The sequence below is a fragment of the Novosphingobium sp. BAM6 genome (assembly GCF_057784955.1).
This window is the reverse complement of record NZ_JBYNTR010000002.1, coordinates 440889-466130: the sequence shown is the minus strand read 5'-3', so window position 1 is coordinate 466130 and position 25242 is coordinate 440889. Positions and strand designations below refer to the sequence as shown.

The window sequence follows — 25242 nt, the reverse complement described above, 5'->3', positions numbered from 1 at the left end:
GCGTTATGGGCAACTCCGGTTTCGGCGAGAGGCCGGCACAGAGTTGCCCACACGGGGGGGATTCAGATCGGATCAGGCGGCATCCACCAGAACCAGTTCGGCGTCTTCGAGCGCAGTCACCGTGATCGCGTCAAGCCCGGTCACGGCCACGCCGTCTCGCGCCTTGGCCTCAACCTCCGCAATGCGGATACGGCCGGTCGCGGGCACCAGATAGAGATGGCGGTCTGCCGTCGTCTCGTAAGTGACGCTTTCTCCCGCCTTCACGGTCGCGCCGAGCAGGCGTGCATTGGCCCGGATCGGCAGCGCGTCCCCATCACCGGAGATCCCGCTGGCCAGCGTGACGAATTGCCCTTCGCGCGCGTCCTTGGGGAACGGGCGCATGCCCCAACCCGGCTCGCCGCCGCGCTGGTCGGGCAGGATCCAGATCTGGAACAGCGTGGTATCCTCGTCCTCCAGATTGTATTCCGCGTGCTGGACACCGGTACCCGCGCTCATCACCTGAACGTCGCCCGCGCCGGTGCGGCCAAGATTGCCCATCGAATCGCGGTGCGTGATCGCCCCGGTGCGGACATAGGTGATGATCTCCATGTCCTGATGCGGATGCGGCGGGAAGCCGGACTTGGGCGCGATCAGATCGTCGTTCCACACGCGCAGGCGGCCCCAGTTGGTGCGCGCCGGATCGTGATACCCGGCAAACGAGAAGTGGTGGTGGGCATCGAGCCAACCGTGGTTGGCGCCGCCCAGCGTTTCGAAAGGTCGCAGTTCGATCATCGTGGCAACTCCGGCGAAGGCTGTTCCAAAAGCGACTGGCGCTATCCCGTCCCAATGACGGCAGTGCAGCTCTTCGCGTCTTGAAGGTCTATCTAGGCCTTGCAGGACAATCGGGAAATTGGGATAAAATCGAGCGAGATGTTCGAGGAAGTGGAATATGCCTGATCTAATCCCGCCCAGCCTCGATCACTTGCGCGCCTTTCTGGCCGTGGTCGAGGAAGGCAGCTTCAATGCCGCCGCCAAACGGCTTGGCCGCGCGATCTCGGTGGTCAGCTACGCGATCAGCCAGCTGGAAGCCCAGCTCGACGTGCGGCTGTTCGATCGCGAGGGCTCGCGCCGTCCCACGCTCACCCCCGACGGCGAGGCGCTGCTGGGCGAGGCGCGCGCCGTCTCCGACGATATCGACGCGCTACTCGCCAAGGTCCGCAGCCTGCGGCAGGGGCTGGAGCCCGAACTCTCGCTGGCGGTCGACGTGATGGTGCCGGGGCATATCCTTGCCGCGCTGTTGCGCGATTTCCAGTTCATGTACCCCACCGTTCCGCTGCGCCTCCATGTCGAGGCGCTCGGCGCGGTGGCGGCGCTGGTACTCGAAGGGCGTGCCACGCTGGCCATTGCCGGGCCGGACCTGCTGGATCTGCCCGATCTCGAACGCGAGACGGTGGGCGCGGTCGAACTCGTCCCTGTCGCCGCGCCGGGCCACCCGCTCGCTCGCGCCGGAAAGATCGCATCGGGCGAGGCGCGCAAGCATGTCCAGCTTGTCCTCACCGACCGTTCGCCGCTCACCGAAGGGCGCGACTTCTCGGTGCTCGGCACCCGCTCGTGGCGCCTCGCCGACCTCGGCGCCAAGCACGCCCTGCTGCGCGAAGGGATCGGCTGGGGCTCGATGCCGCGCCACGCCGTCGCCGACGATCTCGCCAGCGGTGCCCTCGTCGAACTGCACCTGCCCGAGCGCCCGGCGCTGCGCTATTCGCTGGTCGCGCTGTGGCGCAAGGACACCCCGCCGGGGCCTGCCGCCGTGTGGGTGCTCGATGCTTTTCGGGAACGGCTCGGCGGCGGTGTTTGAGGGCTGAAGGATCACTCTTCCGACTTCCTCAACTTCCCCCATCCTTCCCGCTTGCCAATCGCCCCCGCCGATCCCAAGTCCTGCGCCATGACAGCGACACGCCTCACCGACCGCGCCGTAATCCGGCTTTCCCCCCGCGAGCCCGGCGAGGATGTTGCCGCTTTCCTGCAGGGGCTGGTGACGTCCGACGTGCAGAAGGCGCTTCCCGTGTGGACCGCGCTGCTGACCGCGCAGGGCAAGGCGCTGTTCGATTTCCTCGTCTGGCCCGGCGGCCCTAATGCGAACGGCCCCTCGCTGCTGATCGACTGCGAGGCAGAGGTAGCCGACGCGCTGGTGAAGCGCCTGTCGATGTACCGCCTGCGCCGCGCGATCGACATCGTTCGCGAGGAGAAACTCGCCGTCCACTGGAGTCCGCATGAAGGCGATGGCGCTGCGCCCGATCCGCGCCTGCACGCGCTGGGCGAGCGCTGGCTGGCCCCGGTCGATCCGCTTGATCCCGATTCGCAAGGTTCTGCCGACGCCGCATGGCGCGCACACCGGCTGGCGCTGGGCGTCGTGGAAGGACGCGGGGAACTGGGCGATGGCGAGACGCTCTGGCTGGAGTGCAACGCGGTCGAACTGAACGGCGTCAGCTTCACCAAGGGCTGTTACGTGGGTCAGGAGAACACCGCGCGGATGAACTGGCGCCAGAAGGTCAATCGCCGACTGGTGGTGGTGCCGCTGGACCGCTCGGAAGAAAAGCGCCGCCGCGCGGCCTATCCCGAACTGGGGCTGGCGGTCGATCACCTGCGCGTCGATGCGATCGCCGACGATCTGCGCCCCCACTGGATGCCTGCGCCAAACCCCGAAGGCGAAACCGAAGCCGAATAAGCAAAGCGCCCCGCCGGACAGATGTCAGACGGGGCGCCCAGGGGATTCTAGAATTTCGCGAAGCTCAGTGGCAGGCGAGCCCTTCCGGCCTTCCCATGCCAACCGGGGCCTTGCCCGCCTGAGAACCTGTAACCGGGGCCAGCGCCGCGACTTCCGCTGCGTAGATCGGTGCCTCAACTTCGCCCTCGAAGCCGCTGACCATGCGGCGGCGGGTCTTGCCGGTGGGACGGAAGCCCGCCCGCTCCAGCACTTGCCCGGCGCAGCTGTCCGTGGCCAGTACATTGGTCGCGGTCAGGCGGCGATGGCCCAGCGCGTGGGCATGTTCGAGCAGCCCGCGCACGGCTTCAGCCGCGAAGCCCTTGCCGCGAAAACGCGGGGCGACGAAGAAGTCGAGTTCGACGTCGTCTCCGCGCATGGCAAGGCCGATGCCGCCGACCAGCACGGCGCCCACGGCACTGCGGAAATAGATGAACAGCAGAGGCAGCCGCGGGTCGCGCTGCCGGCCCAGATAATCGCGGATCGACGCGATCGTTTCGTCGGGGAGTTCCTCTCCGAGAATCGGATCGTCACCGAGCATCTCGATCAGCTCTTCAAAATCCTCAGGCCAACCGGGCCGAAGGAACAACCTCTCCGTGCGGATGAACATGGGACGGTTCTCCGTTTTCTTATGACTGCCGCAGAAAACTTATGCACCAGTTTCGGGACACATGCACGCGTTTTGCGGCGGGAGGCCTCTTGACGCGCACTTCTCCGCCACAGGACGAATATCGCAGGGAAAAGTTTCCGTAAGCCATAACGGCCCACCGCATTTCCCCCTGCATTCAATCCTTTGCACCGCCTTTTGACAGACAATTAGGCCGCTGCGCGATGAGCGCTCCGGTCATGCGAACTGCCGCGAATCGGTCTCCCGATTCGCGGCGTCGCATAGCAAGGCGCCGAGATGCTGACGCATCACGCCTTGGCGATGTTCAGACGCCACACGGGCTTGACCAAAGCTGCGATGAGACAAGCTCATCCAGCTTTGACCTCAAGCGGCCTTGCGGCGCATGTCAGAGCCACTGCCCTTGCCATTGCCGTCGTCTCCACTCTCGCCCTCGCCCGACAGGTCGAGCGAATGGACGAGGGCGGGCGCGGCCTCACCGCGCGCCGGGCTGAAGATCGCGACCATCCGGCCGATGCGACGGAAGCCCAGCTTGGCGAGAACCCGGCCCGAACCGGCATTGTCCACCAGATGCCGCGCCTCGATGCGGCGATGACCCAGCGTTGCCGCCAGCGAAAGCACGGCGCGTGCGGCCTCTGTGGCATAGCCCTGCCCCCAGTGGTCGCGCGCGATCCAGTAGCCAAGGTTGATCGCGCCTTCGACTTCGGACAGGCCGATGCAGCCCACGACCCGCGATCCCGTGCCATCCGGAACAGTGATAAGGAAGCGGGGCAGCCCGGCGACATGCGGCAGACCAATAAAGGTTTCGGCGTCCCTGGCGGTATAGGGCCAGGGCACGCGCGAGAGGTTCCGCGCAACCGCATGGTCGGCGATCAGGGGCAGCAGCTCATCCCGGTCTTCAGGCCAGGCGGGCCGCAGGAACAGACGTTCGGTACGAACGAACATCGCGTTTGTCTCCACTCTCTCACCCCGCCCGCCCCTTGGGAGGCCCCTTAGGACAGGCGCGTGACGTTCGCGTTACGGACGTGAAAATCCTTTTGTCCGCGTTCGCTACGAGGCACGGGGGCCGCAGGGGCGGCCGTGCCGGTTTGCCGAGGGAGAAACGACAAAAGGGAGACAGGCCGTGGCCCTCTCCCTCGTCTTACCGATCATCTCCCTCAGGAGAGTCGGCAGGGCCATCCCGTCAGGATGGCCCCAGGAACCATCCGATTATTCGGCTGCTTCTGCCATTACGTCTACCGAGACGTATTTGCGGCCGAGCTTGCCGTCATGGAAGCGCACGCGACCTTCGGCGGTGGCGAACAGGGTGTGATCCTTGCCCATACCAACGTTCACGCCGGGGTACACGCGGGTGCCGCGCTGACGGATGATAATGTTGCCGCCGATCACTTCCTGACCGCCGAACTTCTTGACGCCAAGGCGGCGGCCCGCAGAGTCGCGACCGTTGCGCGACGAACCGCCTGCTTTCTTATGTGCCATTGTTCAGTCCTTCCGATCTTTGGCTCAGGCGACCGACACGATGCGCAGCAGCGTAAGCTGCTGGCGGTGGCCGTTCTTGCGACGATAGTTATGGCGGCGGCGCTTCTTGAACACCACGACCTTCTCGCTCTTCGCCTGCGCGATGATCTCGGCCGAAACCGAAACCTTGGCGGCGTCGAGAACTTCGCCGTCCTTGCCCGCGAGCAGGACGTCGCCCAGGGTGATGGTCTCACCGGCTTCACCAGCCAGCTTTTCAACCGCGATCTTGTCTCCGGCGGCAACCCGGTACTGCTTGCCGCCCGTGCGCACTACTGCGAACATGGTGCCCTTACCTAATCTTTGTGTGTGCCCGAAACGGGCCGAAACAGTTTCTTTGCCCCGGCCGCTATGGTCCTACGAAGAACCGTGGGAAGCCTTGCGGGCGACGCACCGGCTTCCCGCACATGAAATGCGGGGGCCGGAAGAGTGGGTGCCGTTAGGGCAACCCCGGCCCGCTGTCAACGGGAGAGTAGGCGAACTGTCATGAAGAAGACTCGCATTTCTGCGGATCATGCGCCCTTCATGGGGGCACCGATGCCCCCTCGCCTTGCGTGCGCATCGTGCTATGGCGAATGCATGATCCGCGCAAGTCTTCGCCTCCGCCGTTTCGCTGCGGCCCGCTCGCTGCCCATCCTTTCGATTGCGGCTTCCTCGCTGTTGCTGGCCGGTTGCGTCGCGAATTCCAGCTATCCCTCGCTGGCGCAACGCCCGATCGAGCGAATCGACAACAGCCTGACGCCTGCTCCCGATACCGCGCCGACGCCGCCCGCTCCGCCTCCGGCGTCGAGCGACCTCACCACGCGCCTGGCCGGGCTGGTGAAGTACGCCAAAGATTCCGATTCGCAGTTCCAGACGCTGCGCGCCGATGCCGATCGCAAGATTTCGGCGGCCTCGGGCACGTCGCTCGGCTCCGATTCGTGGGGCAATGCGCAAGTCGCGATGGCGCAGCTCGATTCGGCCCGCGGCGGGGCCTCTTCCGCAATGGCGGACCTCGATGCGCTCTACAGCGATGCCAGGGACCAGACGCCGGTGGGTGACACGCCCTCACTCCAGGCGATCACCGCCGCGCGCGAGACCGTGCTCGGCATCGTCACGGCCGAAAACGCTGCTGTCGATTCGCTGAGCCGGCGTTTGAAGGGCTAGGAGTCGGTCCTCTGCCTCACCCTGTCACCTAACGGTAGTATCCTGTGGGTGGCAGGGTGGGGGCGCCAAAAACAAAGGGGGCAGGTGCCGCAAAAATTCGCATCGCGCGAATTTTCAAACGGACTCAAAAAAGGGACCCATCCGCACGGACGACCGAGGCCCCCCGGCCCGCCGCCCGTACGAATGGGTCCTTCGGACCGCGCCGCCGGAACTGGTGGACGAACGCGAGGCGATGTTCTGCCGAGGTGGCAGCAGAGCACCGATGGTCCTCGTCGCGCGCCTGCCGTCCCCTTAGACAACAGCCCGATGCCGGTGGACTGTCGACATCCCGAAAACGCCTGCCTTCCCTGCACATGCCATCGCCCGGAAGTGCGCCGCCGTGACCGGCTGAACGAAATGCCGCCTGAAGGTTCGCCGTATCCGTCCTGACCGAACGGGACGCCTCGCCTGCCGACAAGGGCGCTTGTGCCCGCCTGCGCAGCGGTGGGCATTGATGCCGGTCAAATCAGAGCAAAGGTCGCGTTATTTCCAGCGGGCGAGATCGTCGTGGTCCTGCGCGCGCGGCTCGATCCATTGCCAGATCCCGCCGCGCCGCTCGCGCTTCCAGAACCACGATTCGCTCTTGAGGTGGTCCATCGCGAAGTCGGCGGCGGCGAAGGCATCGCGGCGATGGCGCGCGGCGGCAGCGACCAGCACGATCGGATCGCCGGGCACCATCTCGCCGATACGGTGGAGGACCAGCAGCCCTTCCAGCGTCCAGCGCGCGGTGACGCCTGCCGCAAGCTGCTCCATCGCCGGAAGCGTGAGCGGTCCGTAATGCCGCAGATCCAGCGCCTCGACGGCATTTGCCGCGTCCGCCGATTCGGCGCGCACCTGCCCCAGGAAACTGACCACGCCGCCCGCCTCGCCATGGCTGCGGGTGAAGCCTGCAAGCTCCGCCGCCGCATCGAAGGGGGCGGAGAGCAGGCGAACATCCGTCGTCATCCGCCCGAGACCGGGGGCAGGAAGGCGATCTCGTCGCCATCGTTCAGCAACGCCGTGGCATCGTCCGCCAGCAGCACGCCGTTGATCGCCACGCGCACGCGAGGGCCTGTGAGGACTTCGGCCAGTGCGGATGGCAGCGCGGCGCGCAAGGCGGCAAGGTCTGGGACGAAGGCGACCTCGCGCTCGCCCGCGCCGGCCACGTCTTCCAGACGGCCAAGGAACACCAGTTTCAGCGCCATACGCTTAGCCGCCCGTCATCGACATGTGCCGGGCAAGGGCAGGCGCGGCCCCGGCGCGATCGATCGCGAAGGCGTGACGCGCGGGCTTGATCGCCATCGCCACGTCGAGCGCCGCGCTGAGCCCCGCCTCGGGATCGTCGCTACGCATTGCGGCACGCAGGTCCACCTGCTCGCTGCCGCCAAGGCAGGCATAGAGCTGACCCGTCGCGGTGACGCGCACGCGGTTGCAGCCATCGCAGAAGTTGTTGGTGAGCGGGGTGATGAAGCCTAGCCGCCCGCCGGTCTCCGCCACATCGACATAGCGCGCGGGGCCGCCGGTGCGGTAGCTGCTGGGCGTCAGGGTCCAGCGGCGTTCCAGGCTTTCGCGGACCTGTGTCAGCGGCAGATAATGGTCGAAGCGATCCTCCTCGACCTCGCCCAGCGGCATGACCTCGATCAGGCTCATCGCAAAGCCCTGCCCGTGCGCCCAGGCGATGATTTCGCCGATTTCGGCCTCGTTTACGCCCTTGAGAGCCACGGTGTTGATCTTGACCTTCAGCCCCGCTGCCTTCGCTGCCGCCAGCCCTTCCATCACCTGCCCCAGCGAATCGCGGCGGGTCAGTTTCTCGAAGGTCGCGCGGTCGAGCGTGTCGAGCGAGACGTTGATGCGGCGCACCCCGGCATCGAACAGATCGTCGGCAAATTCGGCAAGCCGCGTGCCGTTGGTGGTGAGGGTAAGCTCCTCAAGGCCCGCCTGCCCGTCATCCGCCCCCACCCGGCGGCCGAGCGCGCGGATCAGATCGATCACGTCACGGCGTACCAGCGGTTCGCCCCCGGTCAGGCGCAGTTTCGTAATTCCGCGCGCGATAAAGCCCAGCGCCATGCGATGCAGTTCATCGAGGCTGAGCACGTCCTTGCGCGGCAGGAAGGTCATCCGCTCGGGCATGCAATAGGTGCAGCGCAGATCGCAGCGGTCCGTCACCGAGAGGCGCAGATAGCTGATCCGGCGCCGGAACTGGTCAACCAGAGGGGCATGCAGGGGGGCAGGCGCGGTTGCAGGCACGTTCATTGTCCTGCCATATAGCATTCAGCCTGCGGCATTTCCATCAAGGCGCAACAATTGGCCGGTCACGCCGGGCACACTCTCCAGCCAGTCGAGCGCGGCAGCGACCTGCGCCTCGTCGCCACCTTCCAGCGCATTGACCCGCAAGGGGGCCTGCGCGCGGGCCAGCGACTGCACGGCGGCAAGGCGCCATTCGCGATGTTCGTAGCTGGCGGCAGCGAACAGCAGGCACAGCAGCCCGTCCGGCGCCTCTGTCACAGCCTGCGCCGCATCGGCCAGCACCTGCGGCAATCCACGCGCATGAAAATCCACCGCCGCGTCGAGCGGGGCTTCGGGCAGACCGGATATCCGGGCGGTAAAGATCGCCGACGCCAAGCCGCAGCGCCGATCAGCGACGGTCGCGAGTGAGCGTGATGCCGATCTTCTCGCTGCTCTCGGCAATCGCGAGCTTGACGATCTTGACCGTGACGGCCTCGACCCGCTCGTCCTGCAGGAACAGCGTATCGCAGATATGATCGGCGACTGCCTCGATCAGCTTGAAATGCACGCCCTCGGGCAGCGCTTCGCGCGCCGCGAACTTGAGGTCCATGTAGTTCTTGCTGGCGGTCAGCGGCGTATCGGGGGTGTAGTGACGCTCCGGCGTCAGGCGCACCGCGATGGTGATGCGCAGGGGCTGGGGCTTGCCGGTTTCTTCGGAGAGGATGCCGGTGAGGACATCGACTTCAAAGTCGGCGACTTCAAGAATGAGCGAATCGGCCATGATGGGAAGGCTCTCTAAAGCATTTTCACCGCAGGTGAACGCCTGCGGCATCATTCAAATCAGCGAGAGCCCGAATCAGGCCGGATTGGACCAGCGCGCGAAGATCGCGGTAGGCAACATCCGGGGCGACGTGCCATCCGTCGGCACATCTTCGCGCACCGCCAGGTCGCCATGCTCGATGGTGCCCGGAAGATCGGCGAACAGCTCGTTCATCAGCCCGGCCAGCGCCAGAGAGGACATGCGCACGGCATAGACCGTCAGGAACAGGAAGCGGCTGTCTCCGTCCAGCAGACGGCGGCAATCGGCAAGCAGCGCAGGAAGGTGCTCTTCCAGACGCCAGACTTCGCCTTCCGGCCCGCGCCCGAACTTGGGCGGATCGAGGATGATGCCGTCATAGCGACGACCGCGACGCACCTCGCGTGCGGCGAACTTGGCGGCATCGTCGATCATCCAGCGCACCGGGCGATCGTCCAGCCCTGCCAGCGCGGCATTCTCGCGCGCCTGCGCCACCGACTTCTTGGAGGCATCGACGTGCGTGACGCGACCATGGCCAGACAACGCCATGGTGCCGACGCCGGTATAGCCGAACAGGTTCATCGTCTCGGCATCGCTGCGCCCGGCCAGCTGCTCGCGCATCCAGTCCCACACCGGCGCCATGTCCGGGAAAAAGCCGAGATGGCGGAACGGGGTGCACTGCGCGGTAAACGAGACCTCGTTCCACGCCAGCGGCCAGCCGTCGCGCGGCACCGCCTTGTCGAACTGCCATCTGCCGCCGCCGTCCTCGTCCGAACCGGGGACGAATTCGCCGTGGGCATCCCACTGTTCGGAACGCGGCGTCCACATCGCCTGCGGCTCGGGGCGCACGAAGCGATAGTCGCCATAGCGCTCCAGCTTGCGGCCATGGCCCGAATCGACGAGCCCGTAATCGGCCCAACCCTCACCCGAAAGGACCAGCGGCTGGGTGTTCAGCGTTGCCATCGGAACCTGCCCGTCAGACCTTGGGCGCGGCGTGGCCGGCGACGAACTCGGCAATCGCCTCGTAGGTGCCGGGCAGCGAGACGAAGCGCTCCTCACGCTCGAACAGATCGCCGATGCGCGCGGGCAGGCCGGGGCGCTGCCCCGTCGAGCGCTCGACCGCTTCGGGGAACTTGGCCGGGTGCGCGGTCGCCAGCGTGACCACCGGAATGCTCGCGTCGATCCCGCCCGCTTGTGCAAGACCGCGCGCGGCGGCAAGGCCGCAGGCGGTGTGCGGATCGATCAGCTCACCGCAGTTCTCCCAGGCCCAGCGAATGGCGTGCGCCATCTCGGTGCCATCGGTGCGGGCCGAGCGGAACAGCTTCGCCGCCCCTTCGCGCTGCGCATTGGTCAGCTGCATCGCCTTGGTGGCTTCGAAGCCTGCCATCTGCTCGGCAAGCGCGGCGCCGTCGCGACCGCCCAGATCGAACAGCAGACGCTCGAAGTTCGAGGACACCTGAATGTCCATCGAAGGCGCCGCCGTCGGCGTGACCGTCCCTTGCGAATAGTCACCGTTCGACAGCGCGCGGTGCAGGATGTCGTTGACGTTGGTGGCGACCACCAGCGTCTCGACCGGCAGGCCCATCTGCGCGGCGACATACCCGGCGAACACGTCGCCGAAGTTGCCGGTCGGCACCGAGAACGCCACCTTGCGGTGCGGCGCGCCCAGCTGCAGCGCGGCGGCGAAGTAGTACACCACCTGCGCCATCAGGCGCGCCCAGTTGATCGAGTTCACCGCGCCGATCGCAAAGCGGTCGGTCATCGCCGCGTCGTTGAACATGCGCTTCACCATCGCCTGCGCATCGTCGAACGAGCCGTCGATGGCGATGTTGTGGACGTTGGGGGCAAGCACCGTGGTCATCTGACGGCGCTGCACGTCCGAGACGCGGCCTTCGGGATGGATCATGAACACGTCCACCTTGGCGCGGCCCGCCACGGCGTCGATCGCCGCCGAGCCGGTATCGCCCGAGGTCGCGCCGACGATCGTCAGGTTGCGGTCCGAACGGCTAAGGAACTCCTCGAAGAACAGGCCGAGCAGCTGGAGCGCCACGTCCTTGAACGCCAGCGTGGGGCCATGGAACAGCTCGAGCACCCAGTGCTGTTCGTCCAGCTGGACCAGCGGCGTCACCGCCTTGTGCGCGAAGCGACCGTAGGCCTCGGTGGTCAGTTCCAGCAGGCGCGCGTAGGTCAGGCTGTCGCCCACGAAAGGCTGCATGATCTTCGCGGCCAGTTCGGCATAGGGCAGGCCCGCCATCGCGGCGATCTCGTCGGCAGAGAAGCGCGGCCACTCGCGCGGCACGTAGAGGCCGCCGTCCGACGCGAGGCCGGCAAGCGTCGCGCCTTCGAAATCGAGCGCCGGTGCGCTGCCGCGAGTGCTGATGTAGTCCATGGAGCCCTTCATTTCCTTCGGCGCCTGTAAATCTCGGCCTTCGGGGCGCGGTTAGCCGCAAGGGCGCGAAATGAAAAGCCCCGGAACGGGGGCAGTGGCGCAAGAATGTTCGAGGCGGACATAGGCGCCACACCCTTCGTCATTCGTGTAAGGGACTGATCATAGCACCCATCTCACTGTCGTCATTCCCGCGCAGGCGGGAATCCAGTTCCACCCTCTCGCCTTGGGCCGAAACTCGATGCGTTCCGCCAAGTCTGGATTCCCGCCTGCCCTGTGGGCAGTTCACCCTGAGCGGCCGGCCTTCCGGCCAGCCGAAGGGCGGGAATGACGAAAAAGGAAGGTCTACCCCTTCTCCAACCGCTTGCGCAGGGCGAGGGCGTAGATCGCCAGTGCCATCGCGGCGAAGGCGAACCACTGGACGGCGTAGGACAGGTGGTTGTTCGGCAGGTCCGCCGGATCGGGCAGCGCGTTGGGCTGGAGCCCGGCCAGCGGCGGGTCGGCGACAAGGCGCGGCCCCGGTGCAATCATGCCGTGGACTTCGCCGCCCGGCCACGCGGTGCCCGCCATCGGGCTCTGCGACCAGCCCATCACCACCAGCGCGAAGCCGCCACCGGGCAGTGCGCAGCGCGCGGTCTGCGCCATGCCCGATTCGCCCGCTGCATTGTGCCCCGCCATCGAGGATCGCTCGGTCACGGCGCTGCACATCAATTGCGCGCGGCGATAGGTGAGTTCGTAGCCCTTGTCGGGATCGGTGGGCCACTGCGCAGGCCAGTCTACCTCGGCGATCTGGGCGCGGGCCTCGGCGAAGCGGGCGAGCAGCGCCTCCTTTTCGTGCAGGCGGCGGATCTGCCAGAACCCCAGCCAGACCATCATCGCCACGGCGGCGAGCACCACCGCGGTCGCCAGTACCGGCAGGCGATGGCGCGTCCGTGGCGCCGGGTCCGGCATGTCCGGCGCGGCCTCTCCCCCGCCTAAACCGAGCGCGCTACTCAACCACCGCGCCCCAGTTGCCCCAGACATAGACCGCCACGAACAGGAACAGCCACACCACGTCGACGAAGTGCCAGTACCACGCCGCCGCCTCGAACCCGAAGTGCTGGCGCGGGGTGAAGTCTCCCTTGTGAGCGCGGATCAGGCAGACGATCAGCATGATGGTGCCGACGATCACGTGGAAGCCGTGGAACCCCGTCGCCATGTAGAAGGCCGAACCATAGGTATTCACGCCGAAGGGAAACGGCGCGTGCAGGTATTCGTAGGCCTGTATCGAGGTAAACAGGAGGCCGAGCACGATCGTCGCGGTCAGGCCCTTCTTCAGCCCCTCGCGGTCGCCGTGGATCAGCGCATGGTGCGCCCAGGTGACGGTGGTGCCCGAGCACAGCAGGATCAGCGTATTGAGCAGCGGCAGGTCGAAGGCATCGATCACCGCCTCCACCGCCTTGGGCGGCCATTGCCCGGCGACGGCCTCGGCAAGTTTCGACGGGAACAGCGAGAAATCGAAGAATGCCCAGAACCAGCCAACGAAGAACATCACTTCCGAGGCGATGAACAGGATCATGCCGTAGCGCTGGTGCAGCTGGACAACCGGGGTGTGATCGCCCGCCTTCGCCTCGTCGATGATCTTGGCGAACCACATCCACATCGAGGCGAGCAGGATCGCAAGACCAAGCCAGGGAACGAATGTGCCGCCCGGCATGTCGTGCATGAACAGCACCAGGCCGGTGGTGGTCATCAGCGCGCCGATCGTCGTCGCCAGCGGCGCGATGTCCGGCGGGAGGATGTGATAATCGTGATTCTTGACGCCCGACATGGCCTCTTCATCCCCGTTATCGACGGCCCGGCACACGGGCCTGTTGCTATGTTCTCACGGCCCGGCGCTTGGCGGCCGGGTCTCCCAGTAATCGACAGGTTAGCGTCACGCGCCCTTGCGGTCCAGCGCCTTCGGATCGGGAGCGGAAGGGGTTTCGTGGAAGGTATAGCTCAGCGTGATCTGCTGGACGTCCTTGTTATCGGGATCGTTCAGGATCGCGGGATCGATGTAGTAGACCACCGGCATGCGCACTTCCTCACCGGGGCCGAGCGTCTGCGCGGTGAAGCAGAAGCACTGGATCTTGTTGAAGAAGCGCGCGGCCTGCTCGGGCTCGACGTTGAAGCTGGCGGTGCCGGTAATCGGCTTGTCGGAGGTGTTCTTCGCCCAGAAAAGCGCCATGTCGCGCGCGCCGATGGACACGGTGTCGGTCGCCTGCAGGGGCCTGAACTGCCACGGCATCCCGCGTTCCACATTGGCATCGAAGCGGACCGAGATCGTCCGGCCGGAATCGACGATCTGCGCGGCCTGCGCCTCATCCACGCGGCGGGTGGTGCCGTCGTAGCCTGTCGCCTCGCAGAAGATGCGGTAGAGCGGTACCGCGGCAAAGCCCATGCCCAGCATCGCGCAGGCGACGCCCAGCGCCATCGCGCCGACCCGCAGGTTGCTGCGAGGCCGGGCGGGCGCCTTCGTCATCCCCCGTAGGCCCCGTGCGCCATCTTGGCGATGGAGATGAAGAACACCAGAATGACGAAAGCCGCCAGAACCAGCGCTGTCACGCGGCTGTTGCGGCGAATGGTCCGGCGCCGGGTCTGATCGGGATCGAGATCAGGATCGGGCGCGCCGGTCATCGCGTCAGAACGCCACGAAGCGGTCGAGCACCAGCGCCGCGAAGATCAGGAACAGATAGATCACCGAATAGGCGAACAGCTGCTTTTCGGGGACCATACGATCCGCCTCGCCCTGCCGGGTGCGCAGACCCACGCGCAGCGAAAGTGCGAGGAACGCCAGCGAGAGCACCATGGCGCTGAGGCCATAGACCGGCCCGGTCGCCTCGTTGGGCAGGAACCACGGCACCATCGAAAGCGGCAGCAGCAGCACCGCATAGCCCATGATGTGGCGGCGCGTCGCCTTCTCGCCCGCCACCACCGGCATCATGGGAATGCCGACCTTGGCGTAATCGCTCTTCACGAACAGCGCGAGCGCCCAGAAGTGCGGCGGGGTCCAGAAGAAGATGATCGCGAACAGCACCAGCGGCATCGGGGTGATGTGTCCGGTCGCCGCGATCCAGCCGATCAGCGGCGGAAACGCGCCCGCGCCGCCGCCGATGACGATGTTCTGCGGGGTGCGGGGCTTCAGCCAGATGGTGTAGATCACCGAGTAGTAGACAATCGAGACGAGCAGGATCGCGGCGGCCAGCCAGCCGATCGCCAGGCCCATCAGCAGCACCGAGGCGGCGCAGATGCCGATCCCGAAATCGCGCGCGGTCGAACGCTGGAGGCGCCCCTGCGGCAGCGGTCGGTTGGCGGTGCGGCGCATCCCGGCGTCGAGGTCCGCTTCCCACCACTGGTTGAGCGCGGCGGCCCCGCCTGCGCCCAGCGCGATGCACAGGATCGCGGTGAAGCCCAGCACCGGATCGATCCGCACCGGCGCCGCGATCAGGCCGCAGATCGCGGTGAAGACCACAAGGCTGATAACCTTGGGCTTGGTCAGCGCCAGCAGGTCGCGCCACAGGGCCACCGGCGCGGCAGGCTGCGTGGAGGCTTCGGAAACAGACGTACGGGGGGGCATCATGGCGGCGCCTATAAAACCGTTTGTCGCGAATTTCGAGGTGGCAATATGTCCACCCCGTAAATTACGCTTTATCAATATGTTGGAGTAATTTTCCGCCACGTTTCGCGCTCACGCTCCGGCCGGATGGGCAGGTTCGTGACCGGGAGACTCGATCACCGGCAGCGTCTCGAACTGGTGATAGGGCGGCGGGCTTGTCAGCGTCCACTCCAGCGTCGTCGCGCCATTGCCCCAATAGTTGTCGGCAGCGCGCTTGCCCGCGATATAGGCATAAGCGATGTTCGCCAGCCACACGACAAGGCTGGCGGCCATGATCAGGTAGCCGATGCTGGCGATGTGGTTCCAGTAAGTATAGGCTTCCGCATAGTCCGGATAGCGGCGCGGCATGCCCTGCAGTCCCAGGAAATGCATCGGGAAGAAGATCGTGTTAACCCCCACGAAGAAGATCCAGAAATGGATGTGGGCGAGCAGTTCGGAGTGCATCCGCCCGCTCATCTTGGGGAACCAGTAATAGAACCCGGCGAACAGCGCCGTCACCGCGCCCAGCGAGAGCACGTAGTGGAAGTGCGCGACGACATAGTAGGTATCGTGAACCCCGTCGTCGAAGCCGCCGTTGGCCAGCGCCACCCCGGTCACGCCGCCCACGGTGAACAGGAAGATGAAGCCGAAAGCCCAGACCATCGGGCTTTTGAACTCCACCGAGCCGCCCCACATCGTCGCGATCCACGAGAAGATCTTGATGCCGGTGGGCACCGCGATCAGCATCGTGGCGCCGGTGAAGTACATCTTCACGTCCACCGACAGGCCGGTGGCGTACATGTGGTGCGCCCAGACGATGAAGCCCACCGCGCCGATCGCCACCATCGCGTAGACCATGCCCAGATAGCCGAACACCGGCTTGTGGCTGAAGGTGGACACCACCTGGCTGATGATCCCGAAGCCCGGCAGGATCATGATGTAGACTTCCGGGTGCCCGAAGAACCAGAACAGGTGCTGGTAGAGCACCGGATCGCCGCCGCCCGACGCCTCGAAGAAGGTCGTGCCGAAATTGCGGTCGGTCAGCAGCATGGTGATCGCGGCGGCCAGCACCGGCAGCGAGAGCAGCAGCAGGAACGCCGTCACCAGCATCGACCACACGAAAAGCGGCATGCGGTGCAGCGTCATCCCCGGCGCGCGCATGTTGAAGATGGTGGTGATGAAGTTGATCGCGCCCATGATCGAGCCTGCACCCGCCAGATGCAGCGCGAAAATGCCGAAGTCCACCGCCGGCCCCTGCGAACCCGAGGTCGAGAGCGGGGCATAGACCGTCCAGCCGGTCCCGGCGCCAAGGCCCGTCCCTCCCGGCACGAAGGCCGAGGCCATCAGCGAGCAGAACCCCGCCACCGTCAGCCAGAACGAGATATTGTTCATGCGCGGGAAGGCCATGTCCGGCGCGCCGATCATCAGCGGCACGAACCAGTTGCCGAAGCCGCCGATCATCGCGGGCATCACCATGAAGAACACCATGATCAGGCCGTGCGCGGTGATCAGCACGTTCCAGGTGTGCAGCGTGGTGGTGAAATCGGGGTTCTTCTCACCGAACAGCCGCGCGATGGTGCCCAGGTACTGGATGCCCGGCTCTGCCAGTTCCAGACGCATCAGGCCCGAGACCGCGCCGCCCACGATCCCCGCGACGATCGCGAAGATCAGGTACATCGTGCCGATGTCCTTGTGGTTGGTGGACATGAACCAGCGCGCGAAGAACGCGGGCTTGTGGTCATGCGAGTGCCCCGTGTGGTGGGCGCCGTGGTCTTCGACGTTGCCGTGGAAGTGGTCGATGGTAGTGGCCATGGTCTCTTCCTCCCGGTCAGTCGGCTTGGGTCTGGGGTGCGGCGGGCACGGCAGGCGCGGGGTTCACCAGCGCCAGCACTGGCGCCGGACGGTGCGCGTCCACCTTCGCGCCCGCATGGGTCATCACCCAGGCATTGTACCTGTCACGCGGCAGCGCCTCGACCGCGATCGGCATGAAGCCGTGCTTGGCCCCGCACAGTTCCGAGCACTGGCCGTAATAGACCCCCGGCCTTTCGACATAGAGCACCCGTTCGTTGATCTTTCCCGGCACCGCATCCAGCTTGAACCACAAGGACGGCACCGCGAAGGAGTGGATCACGTCGGTGGCGGTAATGAGCAGGCGGATCGGCTCTCCGGCGGGCACGACCATGCGGTTGTCGACCTCCAGATGCGAAGGCCCGTCCCACGGTTTCGAGCCGACATAGCGCACGCCTGCGTTTATCACCGGCTGTCCGGGCACATTCAGCATGTTCGAGATCACCTCGAAATCGCCGTTGTCGGGATAGCTGTAGCTCCAGAACCACTGGTTGCCCGTGACCTTGATGGTCAGCGCATTGGCAGGCGCGGGCTTGTACTGCTTGGCGATCAGGTCGAACGAGGGCACCGCGATGCCCAGCAGGATGAACACCGGCGCCAGCGTCCAGATCACTTCGAGCGCGGTATTGTGGCTGGTGCGCGAAGGCGTTGGATTGCGCCGGTTGTTGAAGCGCGCCGCAACGATGCCCAGCAGGATCAGCACGAACAGGCAGATGACCACCAGCACCGGCAGCAGCACCGCGTCATGGATCCACTCGGCATATTGCCCGGTCGGCGAGAACTGGCGCTGCATGCCGATCCCGCCGTCCACCGGCATGCCGATGCCCGGCGTCGGCGTCATCGGGATATAGGCGGGTGTGGCGGCAGGTGTCGTGGCGGCTGCGGCAGGCGCAGCAGCCGGGGCCTTTACCGCCGCCTGCGCAAGGGCGGACCCGATCCCCAGACCGAAGGCCACAAGCCCCCCCACCAAAGCGACCGCCCCCTGCACGAAAGTCCTGCCAACGATGTGTCCCGCCGCCCTGCCTGTCATCGTCACTCCCACCGCATCAAGCCGCGCGTCATGGTGCGCATCGAGATCGGGCTGCATCGGCACGGCAGAACGGTTGGGGGGAGGACGGATTTCGAGTGTCCAGGCCTTTCCCGTACGTCCGGGCGCGCGCATCCTCTCTTGTATAAGCGGGAGCTTCTTGCCCCCGTCTCTCACATGGCTATACGCGCGCTTGCCGGTCGTCTCAAGCGACTCTAGGAAATTTCGGGCTCGGGATCGGAGCGAATGCCTTCGCCCGCGCCGCCATGACACGCGAAGGGAGCCATTTCGCAATGCTCGAAGAAGACGTCCTCGCCGAGTTCCGCCAGAGCAAGGCCCTGCTCGAAGGACACTTCCTCCTCTCCTCGGGACGCCACAGCGCGCACTACCTGCAATGCGCCCGCGTGCTGATGAACCCCGATCGCGCCGCGCGCCTGGCCGTCGCCATCGCCGCCAAGCTGCCGCATGACCTGCGCCGCCAGATCACCAAGGTGGTCTCGCCCGCGATGGGCGGCGTGATCATCGGTCAGGAGATGGGCCGCGCGTTGCAGGTCGACGCGATGTTCGTCGAGCGCCCGACCGGCACGTTCGAGCTGCGCCGCGGCTTCTCGCTGGAGCCGTCTGACCGCGTGCTGATGGTCGAGGACGTGGTGACGACCGGCCTGTCCAGCCGCGAGGCGATCAAGGCCATCGAAGAGACCGGCGCGCGCGTGATCGCCGCCGCCTCGCTGGTGGATCGCACCGCAGGCGCCGTGGACCTCGGCGTGCCGTTCTTCCCGCTCGTCGCGCTGAACTTCCCGACGTATGCGCCGGAAGAAGTTCCCGCCGAACTCGCCAAGACCCCCGCGATCAAGCCGGGCAGCCGCGCACAACCCTAAGGTCAGGCTCTAAGGCCTTATCGACACTTTCCGCATTCTCCAGCCCAGGAACCCGGCATGAACGTCCTTTCTCCCGCGAAGCTGCGCCTCGGCGTCAACATCGACCATGTGGCGACGATCCGTAACGCGCGCGGGGGCGTTCATCCCGATCCGGTTCGCGCGGCGGAGATCGTGGCGCGCGCGGGCGGAGACGGCATCACCGTGCATCTGCGCGAGGACCGCCGCCACATCAAGGACGACGACATCTCGCGCGTGGCTGCCGCCACCGGCCTGCCGCTCAATCTGGAGATGGCGGCGACCGACGAGATGCTGGAAATCGCGCTGCGCCATCGTCCGCACGCCGCCTGCATCGTGCCCGAACGGCGCGAGGAACGCACCACCGAAGGCGGGCTCGACGCTGCCGGGCAGCACAACCGCCTCGCGCCGATCTGTGCGCGCCTTGCCGACGCGGGCGTGCGCGTCAGCCTGTTCATTGCCCCCGAACCGATACAGATCGAAGCGGCAATGAAGCTGGGCGCACCGGTGGTCGAATTCCACACCGGCGAATATGCCCATGCTACCGACGAGCAGGTCGAGATCGAGCTGAAGCGCATTGCCGACATGGCCGCGCTCGCCGCCAAGAACGGTATCGAGCCGCACGCCGGGCATGGCCTGACTTACGAGAACGTCCAGCCGATCGCCGCCATTCCCCAGATCGCCGAACTCAACATCGGCCACTACCTGATCGGCGAGGCGATCTTCATCGGCCTCGAAGCCAGCGTCGCGAAAATGCGCGCGCTGATGGACGAGGTTCGTTGACGGCCGTGAAAATCGTGCGCCCCCTGCTGTGGATTCTGGCGATGCTGGCCCTGCTGGTCACATCCTATGTCGCGGCGGGCAGCGTGCTGATGCCCGGCAGCTGGAGCGGGGTGTTCCTCGCCTATCGCCTGTTCTACCTTGCCAGCTTCGTCATCTCGATCGCCTGCGTCTGCGCTGCCGCCGTGGCCAAGGTGCCGCGTCGCAAGCGGGTGCTGCTGGCGATCCCGGTCGTTATCGCACTCGGCGATATCGCCTTCGTATGGTGGATCAACCGATGATCATCGGCCTCGGCTCGGACCTGTGCAATATCGAGCGGATCGCCCATTCGCTCGAACGCTATGGTGACCGCTTCCTCCAACGCGTCTTCACCGATCTGGAGCAGGCCAAGGCCGCGCGGCGCCCGCATACCGTGGCGGGAACCCTCGCCAAGCGCTTTGCCGCCAAGGAAGCATTCTCCAAGGCGGTCGGCACCGGGTTCAAGGCAGGCGTGTTCATGAAGGACATCGGCGTCGTCAACGCCCCTTCCGGCGCCCCCACGCTGGCGCTGACTGGCGGCGCGAAGGCGCGGCTCGACAGCATGACACCGGAAGGGCACGAGGCGGTGGTTCACCTCACGCTCACCGATGACCATCCATGGGCACAGGCCTTCGTCGTTATCGAGGCGCGCCCGCTCGCGCCGCATCCGGGTGCCCCCTCCGCATGACCAACAACACTTCCGAGACCGCTTCCACGACCATGACCAAGACGCCCCCCAGCGACAGCACCGGCAGCAAGGACGGCGAGAAGGTCAACTGGTGGCGCGAATTGCGCGGCCTGGCGGTGATGCTGCTGGCGGTGCTGGCGTTCCATTCGTTCGTGGCCAAGCCGTTCTACATCCCCTCGATCTCGATGATGCCCAACCTGCTGGTCGGCGATCGGCTGGTCGTCTCGAAGTATCCCTATGGCTGGGACTGGTCCTCGCTCAGCTTCCACCTGATGCCGCGCGGCACCTGGCGGATCGCGGGCAAGACCCCGCAGTACGGCGATATCGTGATCGTCGTGCCGCGCAACCGCAAGGAAGACCTCATCAAGCGCGTCGTCGGCCTGCCCGGAGACCGCATCGCCGTGGTCAACGGCCAGATCGTGCTCAACGGCAAGCCGGTGCCGCAGCGCGCGCAGCCCGCGCTGGAACTGGCGGTCGATCCAGATCAGCCGTGCGAGGAAGAGACCTTCCCCGGCCTCAAGGGCAAGCTGCCTTCGGGCAAGGAAGTATGCGAACTGCCGCTTTATCGTGAAACCCTGCCCAACGGCGCGAGTTACGACATTATCGACCACATGGATCAGCCCTTGGACCACTATCCCGAAATCACGGTTCCCAAGGGTCAGGTCTTCGTGATGGGCGATGACCGCGACCATTCGGCCGACAGCCGCGAACCGCTGTGGGGCAATGGCCTTGGCGGTCCCGTCCCGCTCTCCGACATCGGTGGCCGGGCAGAGTTCCTGACCTTCTCGCTCAACGGCACCGAAAGCTGGAACCCGATCAGCTGGTTCCACGCGCTGCGCAGCGGCCGTGCCTTCACCAGCCTGCGCCCGAAGATCGACGAGGCCGCCGCCAAGGCCGCCTACGGCACCGTGACCAAGCCCGGCGTCTCGCTGGCGGAAACGACGCCCCACTGATGGCAAGGGGGCACTGATGGCGAGCGGGGGCACGCATCACACGGAAACCCCGGCAGACCCTCGGGCGGATGCCACGCCCATGGTCGCCTATACCGGGCCGACCGACATCGCCGATCCGCTGGTCCGCACCGAAGTGCGCAAGGCGCTGGTGTGGGTCGGCATGGTCGCCGCCTTCGCGCTGGTGGCGTTCCTCTCGCAATCGCTGATGGTGATCTTCGGCGGCATCGTCTTCGGCAGCCTGATCGACGGCGGCGCGCGCCTTGTAGCCCGCGTGATCCCGATCCCGCGCACCTGGTGCGTGGGGATCGTGCTGCTCGCCGCCGCGCTGTTCTTCGTGTGGATGACGCATTTCGCGGGCAACCAGATCACCACGCAGGCAACGCAGCTTCCCGCCACCATCGAGAAGCAGGGCCGCGAACTGCTGCTCTGGCTGGACCATCACGGCATCGACCTGCGCATCGGCGACTGGCGCAACCTGCTGCACGAGGGGCTTTCCGGCATCGGACAGGTGACGGCAGCGCTCGGCGGCCTGATCGGCGCGGTGACGACGGTGTTCCTGATCGTGGTGCTGGGCATCTACTTCGCGCTGGAGCCGCGCCTCTATCGCCGCGGCGTGGCGTGGGTGCTGCCGCAGGACCGCCGCCGCCACTTCGAGAAGACCACCCGGATGATGGGCCACGCGCTGCGCCGCCTGCTGTTCGGGCGCGTGATCGGCATGGTGATCGAGGGCGTGTTCACCTGGGCGATGCTGCAGGGCTACGGCGTGCCGATGGCGGCGCTGCTGGGCCTCATCACCGGCTTACTGGCGTTCATGCCCAATATCGGCGCGCCGATTTCGGGCATGCTGATGATCCTCGTCGGCTTTTCCGGCGGCATGCAGATGGGCTTCTACACCATCGGCGTCTACGTCATGATCCACCTGATCGACGGCTATGTGATCGTGCCCGTGATCGCCCGCAAGACGGTGGACCTGCCCCCGGCGCTGGTGCTGGCCGCGCAGCTCATCATGGGCGTGCTGTTCGGCGTAATCGGCCTGATCCTCGCCGATCCGCTGGTGGCGATGATCAAGATCTGGCTGGAGCAGCAGGCCACGCACAACCGCGAGGATTTCGACCACGCCGCCGAAGTCGCCGCCGCCAGCGCTGCATCCGGCGACTGACGACAGTCCCCGGATGGCCCGCAAGTTCCTCTACGCCGTCGCCGGCCTCGTGGTCCTCGCCCTCGCTGCGGTCATTCTCCTGCGCATCTATGCCGACGAACTGACCGAGATGGCCTTCGTGCCGACCGCGAAGTTCGTCCGCCAACCTCCCGTCAGCCCCGGGGCCTACAACGATCCGCGCCTGTGGATTTCGCGTCCGGCCTCGGCCGGGGGCAACCCACAGAACGATCCCGCCCGCTGGCTACCGCCCGGCGTCCAGCCGCCCGAGACGCCGCTGCGCGTCGCGGTGTTCTTCGTCCACCCGACCAGCTTCGTCGCCCGCTCGGCGTGGAACGCCAGTCTGGACGATCCCGAGGCGAACGGCCGCGCGCGCCTGTTCGTGAAGGCCAACGCGACACCGTTCAACGCCACGCTCGACCTGTGGGCCCCGCGCTATCGGCAGGCCGCCGTTGGTGCGTTCCTGACCGATGACCCGCAGGCCAGCCAGGCGCTGCAACTCGCTTACGGCGACGTGCTCGCCGCCTTCGACGTGTTTCTGAAAAACGTGCCCAAGGACGAGCCGATCGTCCTTGCCGGGCATAGCCAGGGCGCCTTCATGCTGCGCCGCCTGATGCGCGACCGGGTCGCGGGGCAGCCTCTCGCGCGCCGGATCGTCGCGGTTTATGCGGTGGGCTGGCCAGTCTCGCTGGAGCACGACCTGCCGCGCATGGGCCTGCCCGCGTGCCACGATGCGGACTCCACCGGCTGCGTCGCCAGCTGGATCAGCTTCGCCGACCCGGACGAGACACAGATGCTGCGCCGCGCCTATGGCCGCCGCATGGGGCTGGACTTCCAGCACGTGGGCAACAGCCCGTTCCTGTGCACCAACCCGCTGACGGGCGCCTCGATGGAGCCTGCTCCTGATCCTACGGCCAGCGGTACGCCTGCATCGCAGCACAGCACGGCCTCTGCCGAGCCCGAAGACAGCGCCACCGATGCTCCGCCGCCCATCGAGGCCCCCATCGAGGCAGGCGCGAAGGCGAACCTCGGCACACTGGTGCCCGACTTCAAGACCTGGACCGGCACGCTCGCCCCCGGCGTGGTGCCCGCGCGCTGCGGCCCGGACGACATTCTCCACATCGGATCGCCGCCAGACCTCGATCTTGGGCCTTACGTGCTTCCCGGAAACAACTATCATCTCTACGACGTGATGCTGTTCTGGGCCAATCTCAGGGCGGATTTCGAGCACCGGGTAGAGATATGGACGACACATCAGGCGCAGCTGAAGACGGCGGCACCAAGAACGACGGCACGAGCCAGAAGGCAGCGCTAGCGCCGATCCTCACTGGTGCCCTCGATTACCGCGACGCCCTGCCCGGCGGCGGTGCGCTGTTGGGGCTGGACCTTGGCACCCAGACCATCGGCACCGCGTTCTGCGATGCCGGCTGGCGCTTTGCCTCACCCGGCAAAACGATCAAGCGCGGCAAGTTCGGCGCCGACAAGGCCACGATGGAAGCGCTAATCCGCGAGCGCTCGGTCAAGGGCATCGTCATCGGCCTGCCGCTCAACATGGACGGCTCCTCCGGCCCGCGCGCGCAGTCCAGCCGCGCCTATGCCCGCAATCTGGCCGTGCTCGGCCTACCGATCCTCTTGTGGGACGAGCGCTGGTCCACCTCCGGCGCCGAGCGCAGCCTGATCGCACAGGACATGAGCCGCGCCAAACGCTCCGAACGCATCGATTCCGCCGCCGCCGCCGTGATCCTGCAAGGCGCCATCGACGCGCTGGCGGGGGGGATGTTCTGAGGATAGATATCGCTCAGTCCCCCACCCTCGTCATTCCCGCGCAGGCGGGGATCCAGTCGGCGTGACACGGTAGGGTGTGCTGTGGACGTGAGGGCGGAACTGGATTCCCGCCTGCGCGGGAATGACGAAGGTGGTGGGAGCGGGCATAACAAGCGTGGGCGGAAGGCCTGCCAAGCAACGCGAAGCCCTGCCGAACACCGCCCCCCCCCCGATCACGGCTCCCGCAGTACCACGACAAAGCCCTCGCCCGCCCGCGCCTCCGGCACCGTCGCGCCATCGGGCAGCACCTCGCGCACCGCGTCGGCGCGGGCGCGGTCGAGGATCGCGGGAGGCACGCGAGGTTCGTGAAGCAGCAGGTCGACCGAGCCGAGCAGGCGCGCCTCGCGCAAGGTCAGGTCTTCGGGATCGGCACTGCGCAACACGATCTCGACCATGCCCGAGGGCCCGCCGCTCGCGTCCTCCAGCCAGCGGGGCACTGCGCCTTCGGGATGCTCGCGCAGGAGGTCGAGCGCACCGCCCTCGCCCAGCGCGGCGTCGAGCGCGCGGCGGCGTTCCGAGGCATCGGGAAGGCGTTGGCGCAGCAGTGGCCTCCCCTCGCCCAGCGCACGCGCAAGGCGCCCCAGCCCTTGCGGCAACAGCGCTTCCAGCCGCAGCCGTACCGCCTTGGCGAGCCCCGCCGAAGCGCCGCCCGTACCGATGGCGAGCAGCAACGGCGCGCGGTCGAGGATCGAGGGGACGGTGAAATCGCACAAGGCCGGACGATCGGTGACGTTCACCAGCAATCCGGCCGCGCGGGCCTCGGCGACAAGGCGCTCGGCGAGAACACCCTCTTCCGGCTCGAAAGCGAGGAACGCCAGCCTGGCCCCTGCCGCGGTGCCCTCGGCAAGCTGGGTGAAAATCCGTCCGCCCGCGCGCGCCACCAGTCGCCGCTTGGCCTCGGCGGCATCGCCGCTGCCCATGACGATCACGGGCGCGTCGGCGATGCGGTGGAACAGCGGCAGGCTTTCGATCATGGCCGGGAGCCTA

Annotated in this window: 31 protein-coding genes; 11 read left to right on the top strand and 20 right to left on the bottom strand. The window is 66.5% G+C overall.

Going from position 1 to position 25242, the window contains the following annotated elements; all coding sequences use genetic code 11:
• Nucleotides 1-72: 72 nt before the first annotated feature.
• The gene (locus AC3EC3_RS10870) at nucleotides 73-771 is read right to left on the bottom strand and encodes a pirin family protein (RefSeq protein WP_488489624.1); all 699 of its coding nucleotides are present in this window, start codon (nucleotides 769-771) and stop codon (nucleotides 73-75) included.
• A gap of 157 nt (nucleotides 772-928) precedes the next feature.
• Here AC3EC3_RS10870 and AC3EC3_RS10865 point away from each other — a divergent pair, with 157 nt between their 5' ends.
• Both AC3EC3_RS10865 and ygfZ read left to right on the top strand, forming a co-directional pair.
• Complete coding sequence (locus AC3EC3_RS10865) at nucleotides 929-1834, top strand: LysR family transcriptional regulator (RefSeq protein ID WP_488489623.1); 906 nt, start codon at nucleotides 929-931, stop codon at nucleotides 1832-1834.
• Between the two features lie 87 nt (nucleotides 1835-1921).
• Nucleotides 1922-2704, top strand: a complete 783-nt coding sequence (gene ygfZ, locus AC3EC3_RS10860; protein ID WP_488489622.1) for a CAF17-like 4Fe-4S cluster assembly/insertion protein YgfZ — start codon at nucleotides 1922-1924, stop codon at nucleotides 2702-2704.
• A gap of 64 nt (nucleotides 2705-2768) precedes the next feature.
• Here ygfZ and AC3EC3_RS10855 read toward each other — a convergent pair whose 3' ends face one another.
• The 4 genes from AC3EC3_RS10855 to rplU form a co-directional block, all read right to left on the bottom strand.
• Nucleotides 2769-3350 carry a GNAT family N-acetyltransferase gene (locus tag AC3EC3_RS10855; protein ID WP_488489621.1) on the bottom strand — a complete coding sequence of 194 codons (582 nt, stop codon included), beginning with the start codon at nucleotides 3348-3350 and terminating at the stop codon, nucleotides 2769-2771.
• Between the two features lie 381 nt (nucleotides 3351-3731).
• Nucleotides 3732-4310, bottom strand: a complete 579-nt coding sequence (locus AC3EC3_RS10850) for a GNAT family N-acetyltransferase (protein ID WP_488489620.1) — start codon at nucleotides 4308-4310, stop codon at nucleotides 3732-3734.
• Nucleotides 4311-4574: 264 nt separating this feature from the next.
• Nucleotides 4575-4844, bottom strand: coding sequence for a 50S ribosomal protein L27 (gene rpmA / locus AC3EC3_RS10845; protein WP_086493003.1), 270 nt, complete (start codon nucleotides 4842-4844; stop codon nucleotides 4575-4577).
• A gap of 24 nt (nucleotides 4845-4868) precedes the next feature.
• Nucleotides 4869-5165, bottom strand: coding sequence for a 50S ribosomal protein L21 (gene rplU / locus AC3EC3_RS10840; RefSeq protein WP_260925209.1), 297 nt, complete (start codon nucleotides 5163-5165; stop codon nucleotides 4869-4871).
• Between the two features lie 294 nt (nucleotides 5166-5459).
• Between rplU and AC3EC3_RS10835 the strand changes: the two genes are divergently transcribed.
• Nucleotides 5460-6026, top strand: a complete 567-nt coding sequence (locus AC3EC3_RS10835) for a hypothetical protein (RefSeq protein ID WP_488489619.1) — start codon at nucleotides 5460-5462, stop codon at nucleotides 6024-6026.
• A gap of 522 nt (nucleotides 6027-6548) precedes the next feature.
• Here AC3EC3_RS10835 and AC3EC3_RS10830 read toward each other — a convergent pair.
• The 14 genes from AC3EC3_RS10830 to coxB all read right to left on the bottom strand — a co-directional run bounded on the left by AC3EC3_RS10830 (nucleotide 6549) and on the right by coxB (nucleotide 18003).
• Nucleotides 6549-7010, bottom strand: a complete 462-nt coding sequence (locus tag AC3EC3_RS10830) for a molybdenum cofactor biosynthesis protein MoaE (RefSeq protein ID WP_488489618.1) — start codon at nucleotides 7008-7010, stop codon at nucleotides 6549-6551.
• On the bottom strand, nucleotides 7007-7249 hold the full coding sequence (locus AC3EC3_RS10825; protein WP_488489617.1) for a MoaD/ThiS family protein: 243 nt from the start codon (nucleotides 7247-7249) through the stop codon (nucleotides 7007-7009). Before AC3EC3_RS10825 ends, AC3EC3_RS10830 begins: the two co-directional genes overlap by 4 nt.
• Before the next feature lie 4 nt (nucleotides 7250-7253).
• Nucleotides 7254-8297, bottom strand: a complete 1044-nt coding sequence (gene moaA, locus AC3EC3_RS10820; RefSeq protein WP_488489616.1) for a GTP 3',8-cyclase MoaA — start codon at nucleotides 8295-8297, stop codon at nucleotides 7254-7256.
• 18 nt (nucleotides 8298-8315) lie between these two features.
• Nucleotides 8316-8666, bottom strand: coding sequence for a Rossmann fold domain-containing protein (locus AC3EC3_RS10815; RefSeq protein ID WP_488489615.1), 351 nt, complete (start codon nucleotides 8664-8666; stop codon nucleotides 8316-8318).
• Between the two features lie 13 nt (nucleotides 8667-8679).
• Nucleotides 8680-9051, bottom strand: coding sequence for a dihydroneopterin aldolase (locus tag AC3EC3_RS10810; protein WP_260925218.1), 372 nt, complete (start codon nucleotides 9049-9051; stop codon nucleotides 8680-8682).
• A 75-nt stretch (nucleotides 9052-9126) separates the two neighbouring features.
• A complete protein-coding gene (locus AC3EC3_RS10805) occupies nucleotides 9127-10029 on the bottom strand; it encodes a class I SAM-dependent methyltransferase (RefSeq protein WP_488489614.1) in 903 nt (300 codons plus the stop codon).
• Nucleotides 10030-10042: 13 nt separating this feature from the next.
• Nucleotides 10043-11455 carry a threonine synthase gene (gene thrC / locus AC3EC3_RS10800; protein ID WP_488489613.1) on the bottom strand — a complete coding sequence of 471 codons (1413 nt, stop codon included), beginning with the start codon at nucleotides 11453-11455 and terminating at the stop codon, nucleotides 10043-10045.
• Nucleotides 11456-11797: 342 nt separating this feature from the next.
• Nucleotides 11798-12403, bottom strand: coding sequence for an SURF1 family cytochrome oxidase biogenesis protein (locus tag AC3EC3_RS10795; protein ID WP_488489846.1), 606 nt, complete (start codon nucleotides 12401-12403; stop codon nucleotides 11798-11800).
• Nucleotides 12404-12440: 37 nt separating this feature from the next.
• Nucleotides 12441-13262 carry a cytochrome c oxidase subunit 3 gene (locus tag AC3EC3_RS10790; protein WP_488489612.1) on the bottom strand — a complete coding sequence of 274 codons (822 nt, stop codon included), beginning with the start codon at nucleotides 13260-13262 and terminating at the stop codon, nucleotides 12441-12443.
• Nucleotides 13263-13367: 105 nt separating this feature from the next.
• On the bottom strand, nucleotides 13368-13955 hold the full coding sequence (locus AC3EC3_RS10785) for a cytochrome c oxidase assembly protein (protein ID WP_488489611.1): 588 nt from the start codon (nucleotides 13953-13955) through the stop codon (nucleotides 13368-13370).
• On the bottom strand, nucleotides 13952-14110 hold the full coding sequence (locus AC3EC3_RS10780; protein ID WP_488489610.1) for a hypothetical protein: 159 nt from the start codon (nucleotides 14108-14110) through the stop codon (nucleotides 13952-13954). The genes AC3EC3_RS10785 and AC3EC3_RS10780 overlap by 4 nt, the downstream gene beginning before the upstream one ends.
• Before the next feature lie 4 nt (nucleotides 14111-14114).
• On the bottom strand, nucleotides 14115-15050 hold the full coding sequence (locus AC3EC3_RS10775) for a heme o synthase (protein WP_488489845.1): 936 nt from the start codon (nucleotides 15048-15050) through the stop codon (nucleotides 14115-14117).
• A gap of 111 nt (nucleotides 15051-15161) precedes the next feature.
• Nucleotides 15162-16880: a cytochrome c oxidase subunit I gene (gene ctaD, locus AC3EC3_RS10770; RefSeq protein ID WP_488489609.1), complete on the bottom strand. Its 1719-nt coding sequence runs from the start codon at nucleotides 16878-16880 to the stop codon at nucleotides 15162-15164.
• 16 nt (nucleotides 16881-16896) lie between these two features.
• Entirely contained in the window at nucleotides 16897-18003 is a 1107-nt protein-coding gene (gene coxB, locus AC3EC3_RS10765) for a cytochrome c oxidase subunit II (protein ID WP_488489608.1), read from the bottom strand.
• Between the two features lie 233 nt (nucleotides 18004-18236).
• On the opposite strand from coxB, the gene pyrE reads away from it, so the two are divergent.
• Genes pyrE through ruvX form a run of 8 tightly spaced genes read left to right on the top strand, consistent with a single transcriptional unit; the run spans nucleotide 18237 to nucleotide 24216 of the window.
• Nucleotides 18237-18821: an orotate phosphoribosyltransferase gene (pyrE, locus tag AC3EC3_RS10760; RefSeq protein ID WP_488489607.1), complete on the top strand. Its 585-nt coding sequence runs from the start codon at nucleotides 18237-18239 to the stop codon at nucleotides 18819-18821.
• Nucleotides 18822-18878: 57 nt separating this feature from the next.
• Nucleotides 18879-19619 (top strand): pyridoxine 5'-phosphate synthase, encoded by a 741-nt coding sequence (locus tag AC3EC3_RS10755; protein WP_488489606.1) that lies wholly within the window; start codon nucleotides 18879-18881, stop codon nucleotides 19617-19619.
• The gene (locus AC3EC3_RS10750; protein ID WP_488489605.1) at nucleotides 19616-19897 is read left to right on the top strand and encodes a hypothetical protein; all 282 of its coding nucleotides are present in this window, start codon (nucleotides 19616-19618) and stop codon (nucleotides 19895-19897) included. Before AC3EC3_RS10755 ends, AC3EC3_RS10750 begins: the two co-directional genes overlap by 4 nt.
• Nucleotides 19894-20322, top strand: a complete 429-nt coding sequence (gene acpS, locus AC3EC3_RS10745) for a holo-ACP synthase (RefSeq protein WP_488489604.1) — start codon at nucleotides 19894-19896, stop codon at nucleotides 20320-20322. Before AC3EC3_RS10750 ends, acpS begins: the two co-directional genes overlap by 4 nt.
• Nucleotides 20323-20354: 32 nt before the next feature.
• Nucleotides 20355-21275 (top strand): signal peptidase I, encoded by a 921-nt coding sequence (gene lepB / locus AC3EC3_RS10740; RefSeq protein WP_488489603.1) that lies wholly within the window; start codon nucleotides 20355-20357, stop codon nucleotides 21273-21275.
• 16 nt (nucleotides 21276-21291) lie between these two features.
• Nucleotides 21292-22434 (top strand): AI-2E family transporter, encoded by a 1143-nt coding sequence (locus AC3EC3_RS10735; protein WP_488489602.1) that lies wholly within the window; start codon nucleotides 21292-21294, stop codon nucleotides 22432-22434.
• A gap of 13 nt (nucleotides 22435-22447) precedes the next feature.
• Complete coding sequence (locus AC3EC3_RS10730) at nucleotides 22448-23746, top strand: DUF3089 domain-containing protein (protein WP_488489601.1); 1299 nt, start codon at nucleotides 22448-22450, stop codon at nucleotides 23744-23746.
• Nucleotides 23674-24216 (top strand): Holliday junction resolvase RuvX, encoded by a 543-nt coding sequence (gene ruvX, locus AC3EC3_RS10725; protein ID WP_488489600.1) that lies wholly within the window; start codon nucleotides 23674-23676, stop codon nucleotides 24214-24216. The genes AC3EC3_RS10730 and ruvX overlap by 73 nt, the downstream gene beginning before the upstream one ends.
• 212 nt (nucleotides 24217-24428) lie before the next feature.
• Here the strand turns inward: ruvX and AC3EC3_RS10720 are convergent, their stop codons facing one another.
• Entirely contained in the window at nucleotides 24429-25229 is an 801-nt protein-coding gene (locus tag AC3EC3_RS10720) for a precorrin-2 dehydrogenase/sirohydrochlorin ferrochelatase family protein (RefSeq protein ID WP_488489599.1), read from the bottom strand.
• Between the last annotated feature and the right edge of the window lie 13 nt (nucleotides 25230-25242).